This is a genomic window from Pseudoxanthomonas suwonensis 11-1, assembly GCF_000185965.1.
Taxonomy (GTDB): domain Bacteria; phylum Pseudomonadota; class Gammaproteobacteria; order Xanthomonadales; family Xanthomonadaceae; genus Pseudoxanthomonas; species Pseudoxanthomonas suwonensis_A.
Map to the genome: position 1 here is coordinate 1,081,320 of NC_014924.1, position 15,272 is coordinate 1,096,591.

Here is a 15,272-nt window from a genome sequence, read left to right on the forward strand (position 1 = left end):
CGGCTTCAGCGCTTGCGGAACTGCGGCGCGCGCTTCTCCAGGAACGCGGTCGTGCCCTCGCGCATGTCCTCGGTGGCGAACAGCAGGGCGAACTGCGCGCTCTCGAACTGCAGGCCCTCCTCCAGTGCGCACTCGCCGCCGATCACCACCGCGTCGAGGATCGCGCGCAGCGCCAGCGGCGCGGCCCTGGCCAGGCTGCCGGCAAGCGCCGCGACCTCGGACTCGAGTTCCGCGGCCGGGACCACCCGGTTCACCAGGCCCAGCTGCTGGGCGCGGGCGGCATCGATGGGCTTGCCGAGCAGGCACAGCTCCAGCGCCGCGGCGCGGCCGCACAGGCGCACCAGGCGCTGGGTGCCGCCGAAGCCCGGGACCAGGCCCAGGTTGATCTCCGGCTGGCCCATGCGGGCGCTGTCGGCGGCAATGCGCAGGTGGCAGGCCATCGCCAGTTCCAGGCCGCCGCCAAGGGCGAAGCCGTTGACCGCGGCCAGCACCGGCTTGGGCATGCGCTCGATCCGGCGCATCAGGCGCTGGCCCAGCAGGGAGAACTCGCGCGCGGCGATCGCGTCGAGCTGGTTCATCTCGGCGATGTCGGCGCCGGCGACGAAGGCCTTGGGGCCGGCGCCGGTGAGCACCACCACGCGCACGGCCTCGTCCCCGGCGGCCGCGGCGAAGGCCGCGTCCAGCGCCTCCAGGGTCTGCCGGTCCAGGGCGTTGAGCCGCTCGGGGCGGTCGATGGTCAGGGTACGCACGCCTTCGGCGTCGCGGACGGTAACGGGACTGGACGCCATGTGGCTCCTTGTCTGGTCTTGTTCGGGAATGTGAAGAAGGTGGCCGGAACTATTGTCCCGTGCCAAGGTCACAGGCCTGACCCCCGCGCTATGGCGCGGCGAACCAAGCGGCGGCTATCCTAGCGCGTCGCCATACCCGGGGCCGCCCGGTTCCCCCTTCGGAGAAGATCTTGATGAAGTTGCGTCCGATTGCTGTCGCCCTCGCCGCCATGGCCGTGGCCGGCAGTGCCTTCGCCCAGGACACCACGTCCGAGAAGGGCAAGCTGAGCTATTACTTCGGCTACGACTATGGCAACAACCTTGCCGAACTGCAGGCCCGTGGCGAGCAGCTCGACGTCAATTCGGTGGTCAAGGGCCTGCAGGACGCCCTGGGCAAGAAGGAGCCCGCCATCACCGCCGACCAGCTGAAGCCGGCCCTGGAAGCCTTCCAGCAGCGCGAGCAGTCCCGCGCCCAGCAGGCCAAGGCCCAGTACGACAAGGTCGCGGCCGAGAACAAGACCCGCTCCGACCAGTTCATCACCAGCTTCAAGGGCCAGGCGGGCGTGAAGACCCTGCCCAGCGGCGTCGCCTACAAGGTGATCGAGGCCGGCAATGGCGCCAAGCCGACCCAGGCCAGCACCGTGCAGCTGGAAGTCGCCGGCCCGTACCCGTACGGCCAGCGTCCGGAGCAGGCGCGTCCGGCCCAGCAGATCCCGGGCATGAAGGTCAGCGAGGTCGAGATGGCCGCCATGCGCGAGGTCCTGCTGCAGATGCCGGCCGGCTCGAAGTGGGAAGTCGCCCTGCCGCCGGACAAGGCCTACGGCGCCGACCCGCGCACCGGCTTCCCGCCGAACGTGGCGGTGGTGTTCGAGATCAAGCTGGTGTCGGTCAAGTAATACCCGGCGTCCATCGCCGTCTGTGTTGCTGCGCCGGCTTCATGCCGGCGCAGTCGTTTCCGGCCCAGCAGTCCCCCGAGACCACGTGAGCGCGAGTCCCGATCTTCCCGTATCCAGCCCGTGCATCGGGCTTTGCCGCCTCGGCAGCGACGGCCTGTGCGAAGGTTGCCTGCGCAGCGGCCCGGAGATCGGCGCCTGGTCGCGGATGGACGAGGTGCAGCGCCGGTACCTGATGGAGGACGTGTTGCAGCAACGCCAGAGCCAGCGCCAGGCCTTCATGCAGCGGCTGCGCGAGCGCAGCGAGCTGGAGCGGGTACTGCATCCGCTGCGCCACCCGCCGCGCGAGCAGGGTTGGAACCGCGACGAGCTGAGCGACCTGCTGCTGCCCGACCGCCGGCCCGCCGAGGCCGCGGTGCTGGTCGGCCTGGTCCCGCGCGGCGACGGCACGCGGGTGCTGCTGACCCTGCGCACCGACGGCCTGCGCCACCACGGTGGCCAGGTCAGCTTCCCCGGCGGGCGGGTCGAGGCTTCCGACCGCGGAGTGCTCGGCGCGGCCCTGCGCGAGAGCGACGAGGAGATCGCGCTGCCGCTGCACAAGGTCGCGCCGCTGGGCTACCTGGACCCGCTGCTGACCATCAGCGGCTTCCGCATCACCCCGGTGGTGGCCGCGATCGATCCGGACTTCAATCCGCGCCCGGAGCCGGGTGAGGTGGCGCAGGTGTTCGAGGTGCCGCTGGACTACCTGATGGAGCCCTCGCGCCTGCGCAGCATCGACATGGACTACCGCGGGCGCACCCGCACCGTGCTCGAATACGACTGGCCCGGCCAGCGGATCTGGGGCGCGACCGCGGCGATCCTGTACAACCTGAGGCGACGCCTGGAGGAGGGCGCATGAGCGAGATGGGCTGGACCACCCTGGTCGACGTTCCCACGCTGGCCGCTGGGCTCGACAACCCGCGCCTGCGCCTGCTCGATGCGCGCGCGGTGCTGACCGATCCGGCCGCCGGCGCCGCCGCCTTCGCCGCCGCACATCTGCCGCGCGCGCGCCATGCCGACCTGGACCGCGACCTGTCCGACCACGGCGTGGAGGGCGAAGGCCGGCATCCGCTGCCGGCCGCGGCGGATTTCGCCCGCCGGGTGGGCGAGTGGGGCATCGCCCCGGAACACCAGGTGGTGGTCTACGACGCCGGCGACGGCAGCATGGCCGCGGCCCGCGCCTGGTGGCTGCTGCGCATGCTGGGCCATACACGGGTGGCGGTGCTCGATGGCGGCCTGGCCGCCTGGCGTGCCGCAGGCCTTCCCGAATCCAGCGATGACGCCGGCGCCCCGGCGCCGCTGCCGCCGTATCCCTCGCCGGGCTACGACCCGCAGCGCATCGCCACCGCGGCCGACGTGCTGCAGCGGCTGGACGAGCCCACCGGCTGGCTGTTCGATGCGCGCGGCGCCGAGCGCTTCCGCGGCGAGGTCGAACCGATCGACCCGGTCGCCGGCCACGTGCCAGGCGCGGTCAACCGCCCGTTCACCATGAACCTGCGCGATGGCCGCTTCCGTCCGGCCGATGAGCTGCGCGCGGAGCTGGAGCCGTTGCTGCACGGCCGCGCACCCGGCGATGCCGTGCTGATGTGCGGCTCGGGTGTCACCGCCTGCCACCTGCTGCTGGCGATGGAACATGCCGGCCTGCCGGGCGCGAAAGTGTTCGCCGGTTCCTGGAGCGGCTGGATCGCCGATCCCGCCCGCCCGGTCGCGCAAGGCGCCCAGGCATAGGAAAACCGGCGGGCAGGCCCCCGCCGGTCGGGTGTTGCCCAGGCCGGATCAGATCCGGAAACCGCCGGCCGCCTCGATCCGCTGCGCGTTGATCCAGCCGGTCTGCGGCGACAGCAGGGCCACCACCGCGCCCCCGATGTCGTCCGCCTGCCCGGTGCGGCCCAGCGCCGTGCCCGCGGCCACCGCGGCGTTGAGTTCGCGATCCTCGCGCAGGCGGCCGCCACCGAAATCGGTCTCGATCGCGCCGGGCGCCAGGGTGTTGACCCGGATCCGGCGCTCGCCCAGTTCGGCCGCCTGGAAGCGGGTGAGGACCTCGACCGCGCCCTTCATCGCCGCGTAGGCCGAATAGCCCGGGAACACGAAGCGGGCCAGGCCGCTGGACACGTTGAGGATGTTGCCGCCGTCGGCGATCAGCGGCAGCAGGGCCTGCGCCAGCAGGTACGGGCCCTTGAAGTGGATCCGGTACATCGCATCCAGCTGCTCGCCGGTGGTCTCAGCGAACGGGACGACCAGGCCGACGCCGGCGTTGTTGACAAGGTTGTCGAAGCGTTCGCGACCCCAGCCCACCAGCACCGCGCCCACCTGCGCGGCGAACGCCGGGAAGCTGTCGCTGTCGGCCACGTCCAGTGGCAGCACGGCGACCTGGCGGCCAAGCGCACGCACTTCCGCGGCGACGGCTTCGGCCTCTTCGGCCTTGCTGCGGTAGGTCAGGACCAGGTCGTGGCCGGCACGGGCCAGATGGATGGCGGCGGCACGGCCCAGGCCACGGCTGCCGCCGGTGACCAGGGTGACGGGAGAGACGGGGGTATGCATGGCGCTGCTCCAGTTGGGGATGGGACGCGCACAGGCTATTGATCGCGCCATGGCTGATAAACTCGCCGGAACTGATTTCTTTGTTCGCCAGGGACGAACAATCAATGGACCAGCTGGAGCACTACCGGATCTTCGTCCGCGTCGCCGAACTGGGCGGCTTCACCCGTGCCGCCGACAGTCTCGGCCTGCCAAAGGCCAGCGTGTCCGGTGCGGTGCGCCGGCTGGAGTCGGCACTCGGGACCCAGCTGTTCCACCGCACCACCCGGAGGGTGCAGCTGACCGGCGACGGCGCCGTGTTCCTGGAGCGCTGCCGCGACTTCCTCGGTGAGGCCGAGGAGCTGCACACGATGTTCCGCCAGGAACCGCAGCAGCTCAGCGGGCGGGTGCGGATCGGCATGTCCGGCGGCATGGCCCGGCAGCTGGTGCTGCCGCGACTGGGTGCGTTCCTGGACGCGCATCCGGGGCTGCAGGTGGAACTGGGCGCGGGCGAGCGCCGGGTCGACGTGGTGCGCGAGGGCTACGACTGCGTGGTCCGCACCGGCGAGGTGGCCGACCCCAGCCTGGTCGCGCGCCGGCTGGGCATGGCGCCGGTGGCCACCTGCGCCAGTCCCGCCTACCTGGAACGGCACGGCGTGCCGCGCGCGCTGGAGGACCTGGCCTCGCACCGGCTGGTGCAGTTCGCCGTGGCCTTCGGCCAGAAGCCGGAAGGTTTCGAATACCCGCTGCCGGATGGCGGCTACGCCAGCCTGGAGATGCCGGGCGCGGTCACCGTCGACAACGGCGAGGCCTACGTGGGCGCGGCGCTGGCCGGGCTGGGCCTGATCCAGCTGCCACGCTTCGCCGTGCGCGAGGCGCTGGCCGACGGCCGCCTGGTCGAGGTGCTGCCGAGGCTGCCGGCAGCGCCGATGCCGGTCAGCCTGCTGTACCCGCTGCAGCGGCACATGCCGCGGCGGGTGCGCGAGGTGATGGACTGGCTGGCCCAGGTGCTGGCCGCGCACCTGGAGCCGTGGGAAGGCTGAAGCCTCAGGCCTTGCCGAGCCTCGCCAGCAGGGCGCGCAGGCCGGCCTGGGTATCCGGCTCGTACCAGCCTTCGGCGAAGCGGTCCAGGTGCAGGTGCTCCGGATCGAGCGCGCGGATGAGGTCGGCGCGGGCCAGTGCGCGGGTCTGCAGCATCGGCGCACGCGGCAGGCGCAGCAGCGGCTCCAGCCAGGCCAGCGCACGCGGGACGACTTCCTCCACCGCGACCAGCTCGTCGACCAGGCCGATCCGCAGCGCCTCCTCGTCCGGGACCATCGCACCGGCGACCAGCAGGCGCTCGGCGCGGTGGTGGCCGATCACCCGGCGCATCAGCTGCTGCGCACCGTCGGGAACGGCCAGGCCGACCTGGGTCTCGTTCATGCCGATGGTGAAGGGTCGCTTGGGATCCGGCGAACGCGCCATCACCCGGTAGTCGCAGCACAGCGACAGCACGCAGCCGCCGGCCGGCGCGTGGCCGGTGATCGCGGCCACAACCGGGATGCGCAGCCCGGCCAGCGCACGCGCCGCGCCGAAGAACGCGCCCCATGCCGCCTGCAGTGCGTGGCGGTCCTCGCCCAGCGACACCAGGTGGGGCACGTCCAGGCCGGCGGAGAACATGCCCGGCGCACCGGACACCACCACCGCGTCCATGTCCTCGGCCACCGCGCCTTCCACGCCGGCGATCAGCGCGCGGCACAGCGCAGGATCCAGGGCGTTGACCGGCGGGCGCGCCAGGCGCAGCTCGCGGATGCGGCCATGGTCGATGCTCTGCACGTATGCGTTCATGGGTGGTCCAGTGGCGGGCGTATGGGGCGGCTATGATAGGCGCATGGACATCCGACGCCTGCTGCCTGTTGCCCTGCTGGCCTTCGTGGCCACGCTCCCCGCCACTGCCTCCGCCGCCACGCCGGCCGCGAAGGCGTCGTCGAAGACCCCGTGCGTGGCGATGGACGCCGGCTGGATCCGGCTGTCGCCGGTGCCGCAGCCGCGCATGCTTGCCGGCTTCGGCCGCCTCGCCAACAGGTGCGGCCAGGCGGTCGCGGTGGTCGGTGCGCGCAGCCCGGTATTCGGCGAAGTGACGGTGCACGAAACCACCCAGGTCGATGGCGTCAGCCGCATGCGCGAGATCGCCCAGCTGCCGCTGGCCGCACGCGGCGAAGCCGTGCTCCAGCCCGGCGGCCTGCACCTGATGCTGATGCAGCCGGCAAAGCCGCTGGCCGAGGGCGAGCGCGTGCCGCTGGTGTTGCTGCTGGCCGATGGCAGCGAGGTCGCGGTGGAGCTGACCGTGCAGCGCGGCGCGCCGGGCGCCGCCGCGCCGGCCGCCGGGGCGCACGCGCACCACCACCACTGAGGACCCGCCCGCGCCGCGCATGCGGTCGGGCCATGGCCGGGGCAGGAGCCGCCGGCGACAAGGAGGGAAGCATGAGCGACGCACACGCCCGTCCCCGTTCGATCCTGCTGGCCAGCGACCTGGATGCGCGTAGCGACCGTGCCCTGGACCGTGCAGTGCAGCTGGCTCGCGCCTGGGATGCGCGCCTGGTGGTGGCCAACGTGGTCGACGAGAACGCGGTCGAGGCGCACGGCATGCTGGTCCGCGATCCGCCGGCCTGGTACCGCGGCAGCGATCCGGTGGATGAGGCCCGCAAGCTGCTGCAGGCCGAGGCCGGGATCCGCGGCGTGGAGATCGACCTGCGCGTGCTGGAGGGCGGTCGCGTCGCCGACCGCCTGCTGGACCTGGCGCGCGAGGAGGACTGCGGGCTGATCGTCACCGGCGTGGCGCGCTACGAAACCCTCGGACGGCTGGTGCTCGGCTCGACCGTCGACCAGCTGGCGCGGCGCTCGCCGGTGCCGGTGCTGGTGGTCCGCCGGCGCGTGCATGGCCCCTACCAGCGCATGGTGGTCACCAGCGACTGGTCGGAATCCTCGAAGTCCGCCTTCCGCACCGCTACCGGCATGTTCCCGGAGGCCGCGATCGGCGTCCTGCATGGCTACGACGTGCCGATGGCCGGCCTGGCCGACACAGGCCGCGACGCGCTGCTGGCCGCGGCGCGCGACGCCGCGTTGGCCGAGGGCCAGGCGTTCATTGCCGCGTGCGAGCCGCCGGGTGGCGCCAGCGCGGTGGGCATGGTGGTGGAGCGTTGCGACCCGGCCCTGCTGCTGCGCCTCTACGCCAGCCAGTACCCGGTCGACCTGGCGGTGGTGTCCTCGCATGGCCGCAGCGCGGTGTTCGACGTGCTGCTCGGCCATGTCGCCCAGCGCCTGGTAGATGAGTCGCCGGTCGATACCCTGGTCGTCCGCGACCTGCACGCGCAGGCACGCTGACCCGCACGCACGGGAAAACCGCCGCATCCCGGGATGCGGCGGCGGGTTCCCTGCCAGGAAACCGCGCCCCCCGGCGCGGTCATGCCATCAGGCGGTGGCGGCGCGGATCGCGTCCGGCAGCGGGGCGCTGCGGCCGCTCTGGGTGTCCATCCAGACCACCACGACATTGCCGTCCGAATACAGCACCTTCTCGTCCTTCTGGTCGAGGATGCGGTGGCCGATGGTCACGCTGCTGTTGCCCAGGCGCTCGACGAACAGCTCCACGACGATGTCGTTCGGCCACACGATCGGCGCGCGGTAGTTGACGTTGGTGGCGGCCACGACCGGGGCGATGCGGTCGGTCATCGACACGCCGGGCACGCCCTGCATCCAGCGCACGCGCGCCTCCTCCAGGTAGGAGATGTACTTGGCGTTGTTGACGTGGCCCATGGCGTCCATGTCGCGCCAGCGCACGCTGATCGGAACACGCGCCAGCAGGCGCGGGGCGGGGGATTCGTTGCTCATGCGGTCTTCTTCTTCGATTTCTTCGCCGGTGCCTTCCTGGTCGCGCTCTTGCGCGGCGGCAGCACCGGGTCCCTGGCCACGGCGGCGGGCTTGCTGCCGCGCGGCGCCTGGCCCTCCGGCAGCAGCTTGGCCAGGAAGCGGCCGGTATGCGAGGCCGGGTTGGCGGCGATCTCCTCCGGCGTGCCGGTGGCGATGATCTGGCCGCCGCGGTGTCCGCCTTCCGGGCCGAGGTCCACGACCCAGTCGGCGGTCTTGATCACGTCGAGGTTGTGCTCGATCACCACCACGGTATTGCCCTCGTCGCGCAGGCGATGGAGCACGCCGAGCAGGTGCTCGATGTCGTGGAAGTGCAGGCCGGTGGTCGGCTCGTCGAGGATGTACAGGGTGCGGCCGGTATCGCGGCGCGACAGCTCCTTGGACAGCTTCACGCGCTGGGCCTCGCCGCCGGAGAGCGTCGTGGCGCTCTGGCCCAGCTTGACGTAGCTCAGGCCGACGTCGACCAGGGTCTCGAGCTTGCGCGCGATCGAGGGCACCGGCTCGAACAGCTTGAGCGCGTCCTCGACCGTCATCTCCAGCACGTCGTGGATGCTGTGGCCCTTGTACAGGATGTCCAGGGTCTCGCGGTTGTAGCGCTTGCCGCCGCAGACGTCGCAGGGCACGTACACGTCCGGCAGGAAGTGCATCTCGACCTTGATCAGGCCGTCGCCCTGGCAGGCCTCGCAGCGGCCGCCGCGCACGTTGAAGCTGAAGCGGCCCGGCGAGTAGCCGCGCGCACGCGCTTCCGGCACCTGCGCGTACAGCTCGCGCAGCGGGGTGAACAGGCCGGTATAGGTGGCCGGGTTCGAGCGCGGGGTGCGGCCGATCGGCGACTGGTCGATGTCGACGATCTTGTCGAACAGGTCCAGGCCCTCGATCTCGCGGTACGGCGCCACCTGGTGCGAGGCGCCGTTGATCTCGTTGGCCGCCAGCGCGAACAGGGTGTCGTTGACCAGGGTCGACTTGCCGGAGCCGGACACGCCGGTGACGCAGGTCATCAGCCCCGCCGGGATCTCCAGGTCGACGTCCTTGAGGTTGTTGCCGCTGGCCCCGCGCAGGCGCAGGGTCATCTTCGGATTCGGCTTGTGTCGCCTGGCCGGCACCTCGATCTTCCGCTTGCCGGACAGGTACTGCCCGGTCAGCGAGCGCGGCGAGCGCACCAGGTCCTCCAGGGTGCCCTGGCCGACGATCTCGCCGCCGTGCACGCCGGCGCCGGGGCCGATATCCAGCACGTGGTCGGCGGCACGGATCGCGTCCTCGTCATGCTCGACCACGATCACGGTGTTGCCGAGGTCGCGCAGGCGGGTGAGAGTGCCGAGCAGGCGCTCGTTGTCGCGCTGGTGCAGGCCGATGGACGGCTCGTCGAGCACGTACATCACGCCGACCAGGCCGGCGCCGATCTGGCTGGCCAGGCGGATGCGCTGGGCCTCGCCGCCGGACAGGGTGTCGGCCTTGCGCTCGAGCGTGAGGTAGTCCAGGCCGACATCGACCAGGAAGCCGAGGCGCTCGTTGATCTCCTTGACGATCTTGGCCGCGATCTCGCCGCGCCAGCCGGGCAGTTGCAGGTTGCGGAAGAACGACAGCGCCTCGTCGATCGGCAGCACCACCAGGTCGGGCAGCGGCCGGTCGGCGACGAACACGTTGCGCGCGGCGCGGTTGAGGCGGGCGCCGCCGCATTCCGGGCAGGCGCGCTCGGAGATGTACTTGCCCAGCTCCTCCTGCACCGCCGCCGACTCGGTCTCGCGGTAGCGGCGCTCGAGGTTGTTGATGATGCCCTCGAAGCGGTGCTTGCGCTGGGTGCGGCCGCCGGCCTCGGTGAGGTAGGTGAAGCTGATGACCTCGTCGCCGCTGCCGTACAGCACCGCCTGCTTCACGTTCTCCGGCAGCTGGTTCCAGGCCGTGTCCGGATCGAAGCGGTAGTGCTTGGCCAGCGAGTTGATCAGCTGGAAGTAGTACGCGTTGCGGCGGTCCCAGCCGCGCACCGCGCCGGCCGCCAGCGACAGCTCCGGGTGCGCGACCACGCGCGACGGATCGAAGAACTCGGCCATGCCCAGACCGTCGCAGGACGGGCAGGCGCCCATCGGCGCGTTGAACGAGAACAGGCGCGGCTCCAGGTCCGGCAGCGAGTAGTCGCACACCGGGCAGGAGTACTTGGAGGAGAACAGCTGCGGCGGCGTCTCCGGGTTGTCCAGCGACATCACCATGGCCATGCCGTCGCCGAGCTTGAGCGCGGTCTCGAACGATTCGGCCAGGCGCTGCTTGATGTCGTCGCGCGGGCGGAAGCGGTCGATCACCGCCTCGATGGTGTGCTTCTGGCGCAGGGCCAGGGCCGGGACCGCGTCGATCTCGTGCAGGGTGCCGTCGACCCGCACCCGGACGAAGCCCTGGGCGCGCAGCTGCTCGAACACCTGCACGTGCTCGCCCTTGCGCTCGCGCACGACCGGGGCCAGCAGCATCCAGCGCTGCTCCGGGTCCAGCGCCAGTACCTGGTCGACCATCTGGCCGACGGTCTGGGCTTCCAGCGGGTAGCCGTGGTCGGGGCAGCGCGGGATGCCCACCCGCGCGTACAGCAGGCGCAGGTAGTCGTAGATCTCGGTGATCGTGCCTACGGTCGAGCGCGGGTTGTGCGAGGTCGACTTCTGTTCGATCGAGATCGCCGGGGACAGGCCCTCGATGTGGTCGACATCGGGCTTCTCCATCACCGACAGGAACTGGCGGGCATAGGCCGACAGCGACTCGACGTAGCGCCGCTGGCCTTCCGCGTAGATCGTGTCGAACGCCAACGAGGACTTGCCGGAGCCGGACAGGCCGGTGATCACGATCAGCTTGTCGCGGGGCAGGTCGAGGTCGAGGTTCTTGAGGTTGTGTGTCCGCGCGCCGCGGATCTTGATGGCATCCATCAGTGGGGGGCTCTGCGGAGGCAATGCGCCAGCGTAAGGGAACGCTGGATTTGGGGGCAACGGCCATCCACCGCAAGCCGCCGGGCGGCGGGGCGGGGCTGCGGTTCAGGTCCGGGGGTGGCTTGACCCGGACTTGGCCGGGCCACTACAATTCCGCTTCTGTCCGCCCCGATGCGGGCAGGTTTGACCACAATAACAACAGAGGAATGCCTGGTCATGTACGCAGTTCTGGTAACCGGCGGTAAGCAGTACCGCGTGGCGCAGGGCGAAACGCTCCGCGTCGAGAAGCTCGAGGCCGAAGCCGGCTCCGAGATCAAGTTCGAAGACATCCTGATGCTGGGCGACAGCGACGGGATCAAGATCGGTGACGCCCTCAAGGGTGCCAGCGTGACCGCCAAGGTCGTGGCCCATGGCCGCGCCGACAAGGTCCGCATCATCAAGTTCCGCCGCCGCAAGCACCACATGAAGCGGCAGGGCCACCGCCAGTACTACACCGAAATCGAAATCACCGGCATCGCCGGCTAATCAGTAAGGAGAATCCGTCATGGCACACAAAAAGGGCGTAGGCTCCTCGCGCAACGGCCGCGATTCCAACCCGAAGTACCTGGGCGTGAAGATCTTCGGCGGCCAGGCCGTCGAAGCCGGCAACATCATCGTCCGCCAGCGTGGCACCCAGTTCCACCCGGGCGCCGGCGTCGGCCTGGGCCGCGACCACACCCTGTTCGCGCTGGTCGACGGCAAGGTCGAGTTCTCGGTCAAGGGTGCGGCCAAGCGCCGTACCGTCAGCGTCGTCGCTGAAGCCTGATTGCTGGCCGCGCCTGGCGCGGCCGGATCGCACGGCAGGCCCCGCTTAGGCGGGGCTTTCCGTTTCTGGGGCAGGCAAAAACCCGGTCCCGGCCGCCTGCGTGGCGGGCCGGCTAGACTGTGCCCCGCAAGCAGTATTTCCCCCTTCCCGAGTCCCCGTGCCCCATGAAACTGGTCGACGAAGCTGAAATCGAGGTGATCGCCGGCAATGGCGGCAATGGATGCGTCGGTTTCCGGCGCGAGAAGTTCATCCCGCTGGGCGGGCCGGACGGCGGCGACGGTGGCAATGGCGGCAGCGTCTGGCTGGTCGCCGACGAGAACCTGAACACCCTGGTCGACTTCCGCCACGAGCGCCGGTTCCGCGCCCAGCGCGGCGAGAACGGCATGGGCCGGCAGATGTACGGCAAGGGCGGCGATGACCTGGTCATCACCGTGCCGGTCGGCACCGTGGTGACCAATGTCGAGACCGACGAGGTCATCGGCGACCTGACCCGCCATGGCGACCGCCTGCTGGTGGCCCGTGGCGGCAAGGGCGGCCTCGGCAACATGCATTTCAAGAGCTCGGTCAACCGGGCTCCGCGCCAGGCCACCCCGGGCGAGCCGGGCGAGCAGCGCAACCTGAAGCTGGAGCTGAAGCTGCTGGCCGACGTCGGCCTGCTGGGCTTCCCCAACGCCGGCAAGAGCACCTTCGTCCGCGCTGTCTCGGCCGCGACCCCGAAGGTGGCCGACTATCCGTTCACCACCCTCTATCCGAACCTGGGCGTGGTCAGCGTCGAGGCGCACCGCAGCTTCGTGATCGCCGACATCCCCGGCCTGATCGAGGGCGCCGCCGACGGCGCCGGCCTCGGCGCGCAGTTCCTGCGTCACCTGCAGCGCACCCGCCTGCTGCTGCACCTCGTCGACATCGCGCCGCTGGAGGGCTACGAGGGCGAGGAGGTCATGTCGCCGGTCGAACAGGTGCGGGCGATCGAGCGCGAGCTGGAGCGGCACGATCCGGAACTGCTGGCCAAGCCGCGCTGGCTGGTGCTGAACAAGGCCGACCTCATGTTCGAGGACGAAGCCCGGCAGCGCGCCGAGGCGATCATCGCCGAGCTGGGCTGGACCCAGCCCTGGTTCCTGGTCTCGGCCCTCGGCCGCGAGGGCATCTGGCCTATCATGCAGCAGGTGATGGCGTTCCTCGACCGGCAGCGCCAGGCCGAAGCCGAGGCCGATGAAGATGCATCGGCCTGAGGCTGGATTCCGCGCAACGAAAAACCCGGCCGAAGCCGGGTTTTTCATGGCATGCCTGGCTGGCGCGGAAGGGCCGGCGCGCGATGCGCGGCCCGCCCCCGGACAGGGATCAGGCGGCCTTGATGGCCTTGATGCGCGCGGTCAGGCGGCTCTTGTGGCGGGCAGCCTTGTTCTTGTGGATCAGGCCGCGGGCGCTGAAGCGATCCAGCAGCGGCTGGGCGATGGCGAAGGCGGCTTCGGCGCCGGCGGCGTCGTTGGCGTCCAGGGCCTTGAGGACCTTCTTGACGGCGGTGCGGAGCTGCGAGCGCTGGGCGGTGTTGCGCGCGTTGCGCACGACCGTCTGCTTGGCGCGCTTCTTGGCGGACTTGATGTTGGCCACGGCGGTGGATTCCTGAAAAACGGGTACGAAAACGGTATGGTGGAGTACAGCGAACGCGAAATTATGGTTGATTCAAGGGCTTGGGTCAACCGCCACGACCGACCGGCCGTAGACGGCCGGGGGGCGGGCCGATGAGCGGGTCCCGGCTGCTGCGTTCAGCCTCGCTGTTCAGCTCGCTGACCTTCATCTCGCGGGTTTCCGGCCTGGTCCGCGACCAGGTCTACGCCATCGTGTTCGGCGCCAGCCCGGCGATGGACGCCTTCATCGCCGCGTTCCGCATCCCCAACTTCATGCGCCGGCTTTCGGCCGAGGGCTCGTTCTCGATGGCCTTCGTGCCGGTGCTGGCCGAATACAAGGAGAAGCACGGGCCGGACGCGGTACGCGGCCTGATCGACCGGGTTGCCGGCTCGCTGCTCGCGTCCCTGCTGGTGCTGACTGCGGCAGTGCTGCTGTTCGCGCCCTGGGTGGGAAGGGTGCTGGCGCCCGGCTTCACCGAGGACCCGGAGACCTACGCGCTGTTCGTGGAGATGCTGCGCATCACCTTCCCGTATGCGCTGTTCATTTCAATGGCCTCGCTGGCCGGCGGCATCCTCAACACCTGGCAGCGCTTCGGGGTGCCGGCGATCTCGCCGGTGCTGCTGAACCTGTCGCTGATCGCCGCGGCCTGGGCGGGTGGCCACTGGCTGGGCGGGTCGGTGAAGGTGCTGGCCTGGGGCGTGCTGGTGGCCGGCATCCTGCAGCTGGCCTTCCACCTGCCCGCACTGGCAAAGCTGGGCCTGCTGCCGCGCCCGCGCCTGGACCTGGCCCACGCGGGCGTGCGCCGGGTCATGACCCTGATGGTGCCGACCCTGTTCGGTTCCTCGGTGGTCCAGTTCAACCTGCTGTTCAACACCATGGTTGCCTCGCTGCTGATCGGCGGCAGCATGACCTGGCTGTACTACAGCGACCGCCTGCTGGAGTTCCCGCTGGGCATGTTCGGCGTGGCGATCGGCACGGTGATCCTGCCGCACCTGTCCTCGCGCCATGCCAGTGCCGATCCGGACGGGTTCTCGCGTGGCCTGGACTGGGGCTTCCGCCTGTGCGTGCTGGTCGGCGTGCCGGCCACCCTGGGCCTGGTGCTGTGCGCCCAGCCGCTGGTGGCCACCCTGTTCCAGTACGGCCAGTTCGGCCCCGAGGATGCGCGCATGAGTGCGCTCAGCCTGGTCACCCAGTCGCTGGCCGTGCCGGCCTTCCTGCTGGTGAAGGTGTTGGCCCCGGCGTTCTATTCGCGCCAGGACACCCGCTCGCCCGTGCGTGCGGCGGTGGTCTCCGTGCTGGTCAACGCGGCCAGCACCCTGCTGTTCTTCGCCATCCTGGTGTACGGCACGGATACCGGGCGCCAGGCTCTCTCCGAGGCGGGTGGACACCCGATCGACGCCCTCGGGATGGTGCCCGGCGCCCATGCATTGCTGGCCCTGGCGATCGCGGTGGCCGGCTGGACCAACGCCCTGCAACTGGCCTGGATGCTGCGCCGGGCAGGGGTCTACCGCCGCCAGCCGGGCTGGGCAAAGCTGCTGGTCCAGGTCGGTGCCGGCTCGCTGGCGCTGGCCGCGGTGGTCGTGGGGTGGGGCTGGCTGTGGCCGGACTGGTCCGACTGGGCCTGGTGGGAGCGCGGCTGGCGGCTGGCGGTGATGGTCGGCACCGGTGCGGCGGCCTATGCCGGCATGCTGCTGGCGCTGGGTCTGCGTCCGCGCGAGCTGCGAGGCTGACGCGGGCCGGGCTGACGGGGGCCGGGGCGTCGACGGCGGGCGGGGCTTTGGCTTGCGCCGGCCGCTATACTTGCAGGCTCGGCCCCGGGCCG

Annotated in this window: 16 protein-coding genes; 10 read left to right on the top strand and 6 right to left on the bottom strand. The window is 70.8% G+C overall.

Going from position 1 to position 15,272, the window contains the following annotated elements; translation table 11 throughout:
• Window positions 1–5 precede the first annotated feature (5 nt).
• Window positions 6–788 carry an enoyl-CoA hydratase/isomerase family protein gene (locus PSESU_RS04790; RefSeq protein WP_013534640.1) on the bottom strand — a complete coding sequence of 261 codons (783 nt, stop codon included), beginning with the start codon at window positions 786–788 and terminating at the stop codon, window positions 6–8.
• Between the two features lie 173 nt (window positions 789–961).
• Between PSESU_RS04790 and PSESU_RS04795 the strand changes: the two genes are divergently transcribed.
• From PSESU_RS04795 to PSESU_RS04805, 3 genes are all read left to right on the top strand, one after another.
• Window positions 962–1,663 (top strand): FKBP-type peptidyl-prolyl cis-trans isomerase N-terminal domain-containing protein, encoded by a 702-nt coding sequence (locus PSESU_RS04795; RefSeq protein ID WP_013534641.1) that lies wholly within the window; start codon window positions 962–964, stop codon window positions 1,661–1,663.
• Window positions 1,664–1,748: 85 nt separating this feature from the next.
• A complete protein-coding gene (locus tag PSESU_RS04800) occupies window positions 1,749–2,558 on the top strand; it encodes a CoA pyrophosphatase (RefSeq protein ID WP_013534642.1) in 810 nt (269 codons plus the stop codon).
• A complete protein-coding gene (locus PSESU_RS04805; protein ID WP_013534643.1) occupies window positions 2,555–3,427 on the top strand; it encodes a sulfurtransferase in 873 nt (290 codons plus the stop codon). The genes PSESU_RS04800 and PSESU_RS04805 overlap by 4 nt, the downstream gene beginning before the upstream one ends.
• Before the next feature lie 48 nt (window positions 3,428–3,475).
• Here PSESU_RS04805 and PSESU_RS04810 read toward each other — a convergent pair whose 3' ends face one another.
• The gene (locus PSESU_RS04810; RefSeq protein WP_013534644.1) at window positions 3,476–4,240 is read right to left on the bottom strand and encodes an SDR family NAD(P)-dependent oxidoreductase; all 765 of its coding nucleotides are present in this window, start codon (window positions 4,238–4,240) and stop codon (window positions 3,476–3,478) included.
• A 104-nt stretch (window positions 4,241–4,344) separates the two neighbouring features.
• Between PSESU_RS04810 and PSESU_RS04815 the strand changes: the two genes are divergently transcribed.
• Window positions 4,345–5,259: a LysR family transcriptional regulator gene (locus tag PSESU_RS04815; protein WP_013534645.1), complete on the top strand. Its 915-nt coding sequence runs from the start codon at window positions 4,345–4,347 to the stop codon at window positions 5,257–5,259.
• A 4-nt stretch (window positions 5,260–5,263) separates the two neighbouring features.
• Here PSESU_RS04815 and PSESU_RS04820 read toward each other — a convergent pair whose 3' ends face one another.
• On the bottom strand, window positions 5,264–6,043 hold the full coding sequence (locus tag PSESU_RS04820; RefSeq protein WP_013534646.1) for an enoyl-CoA hydratase/isomerase family protein: 780 nt from the start codon (window positions 6,041–6,043) through the stop codon (window positions 5,264–5,266).
• Between the two features lie 43 nt (window positions 6,044–6,086).
• On the opposite strand from PSESU_RS04820, the gene PSESU_RS04825 reads away from it, so the two are divergent.
• Both PSESU_RS04825 and PSESU_RS04830 read left to right on the top strand, forming a co-directional pair.
• Window positions 6,087–6,608: a copper chaperone PCu(A)C gene (locus PSESU_RS04825; RefSeq protein ID WP_041763858.1), complete on the top strand. Its 522-nt coding sequence runs from the start codon at window positions 6,087–6,089 to the stop codon at window positions 6,606–6,608.
• Window positions 6,609–6,679: 71 nt separating this feature from the next.
• Complete coding sequence (locus tag PSESU_RS04830) at window positions 6,680–7,579, top strand: universal stress protein (RefSeq protein ID WP_013534648.1); 900 nt, start codon at window positions 6,680–6,682, stop codon at window positions 7,577–7,579.
• Window positions 7,580–7,666: 87 nt separating this feature from the next.
• On the opposite strand, the gene PSESU_RS04835 is transcribed toward PSESU_RS04830, so the two are convergent.
• On the bottom strand, window positions 7,667–8,083 hold the full coding sequence (locus PSESU_RS04835; RefSeq protein WP_013534649.1) for an acyl-CoA thioesterase: 417 nt from the start codon (window positions 8,081–8,083) through the stop codon (window positions 7,667–7,669).
• Window positions 8,080–11,019 (bottom strand): excinuclease ABC subunit UvrA, encoded by a 2,940-nt coding sequence (gene uvrA, locus PSESU_RS04840; RefSeq protein ID WP_013534650.1) that lies wholly within the window; start codon window positions 11,017–11,019, stop codon window positions 8,080–8,082. Before uvrA ends, PSESU_RS04835 begins: the two co-directional genes overlap by 4 nt.
• Before the next feature lie 216 nt (window positions 11,020–11,235).
• Here uvrA and rplU point away from each other — a divergent pair, with 216 nt between their 5' ends.
• The 3 genes from rplU (at window position 11,236) to obgE (ending at window position 13,053) form a co-directional block, all read left to right on the top strand.
• Entirely contained in the window at window positions 11,236–11,544 is a 309-nt protein-coding gene (rplU, locus tag PSESU_RS04845; protein WP_013534651.1) for a 50S ribosomal protein L21, read from the top strand.
• 19 nt (window positions 11,545–11,563) lie between these two features.
• Window positions 11,564–11,824 carry a 50S ribosomal protein L27 gene (gene rpmA, locus PSESU_RS04850; RefSeq protein ID WP_013534652.1) on the top strand — a complete coding sequence of 87 codons (261 nt, stop codon included), beginning with the start codon at window positions 11,564–11,566 and terminating at the stop codon, window positions 11,822–11,824.
• A gap of 164 nt (window positions 11,825–11,988) precedes the next feature.
• Window positions 11,989–13,053 (top strand): GTPase ObgE, encoded by a 1,065-nt coding sequence (gene obgE / locus PSESU_RS04855; RefSeq protein ID WP_013534653.1) that lies wholly within the window; start codon window positions 11,989–11,991, stop codon window positions 13,051–13,053.
• A gap of 109 nt (window positions 13,054–13,162) precedes the next feature.
• On the opposite strand, the gene rpsT is transcribed toward obgE, so the two are convergent.
• Window positions 13,163–13,432 carry a 30S ribosomal protein S20 gene (gene rpsT, locus PSESU_RS04860; RefSeq protein WP_013534654.1) on the bottom strand — a complete coding sequence of 90 codons (270 nt, stop codon included), beginning with the start codon at window positions 13,430–13,432 and terminating at the stop codon, window positions 13,163–13,165.
• A 131-nt stretch (window positions 13,433–13,563) separates the two neighbouring features.
• Between rpsT and murJ the strand changes: the two genes are divergently transcribed.
• Complete coding sequence (murJ, locus tag PSESU_RS04865; RefSeq protein WP_013534655.1) at window positions 13,564–15,180, top strand: murein biosynthesis integral membrane protein MurJ; 1,617 nt, start codon at window positions 13,564–13,566, stop codon at window positions 15,178–15,180.
• Window positions 15,181–15,272: the final 92 nt, after the last annotated feature.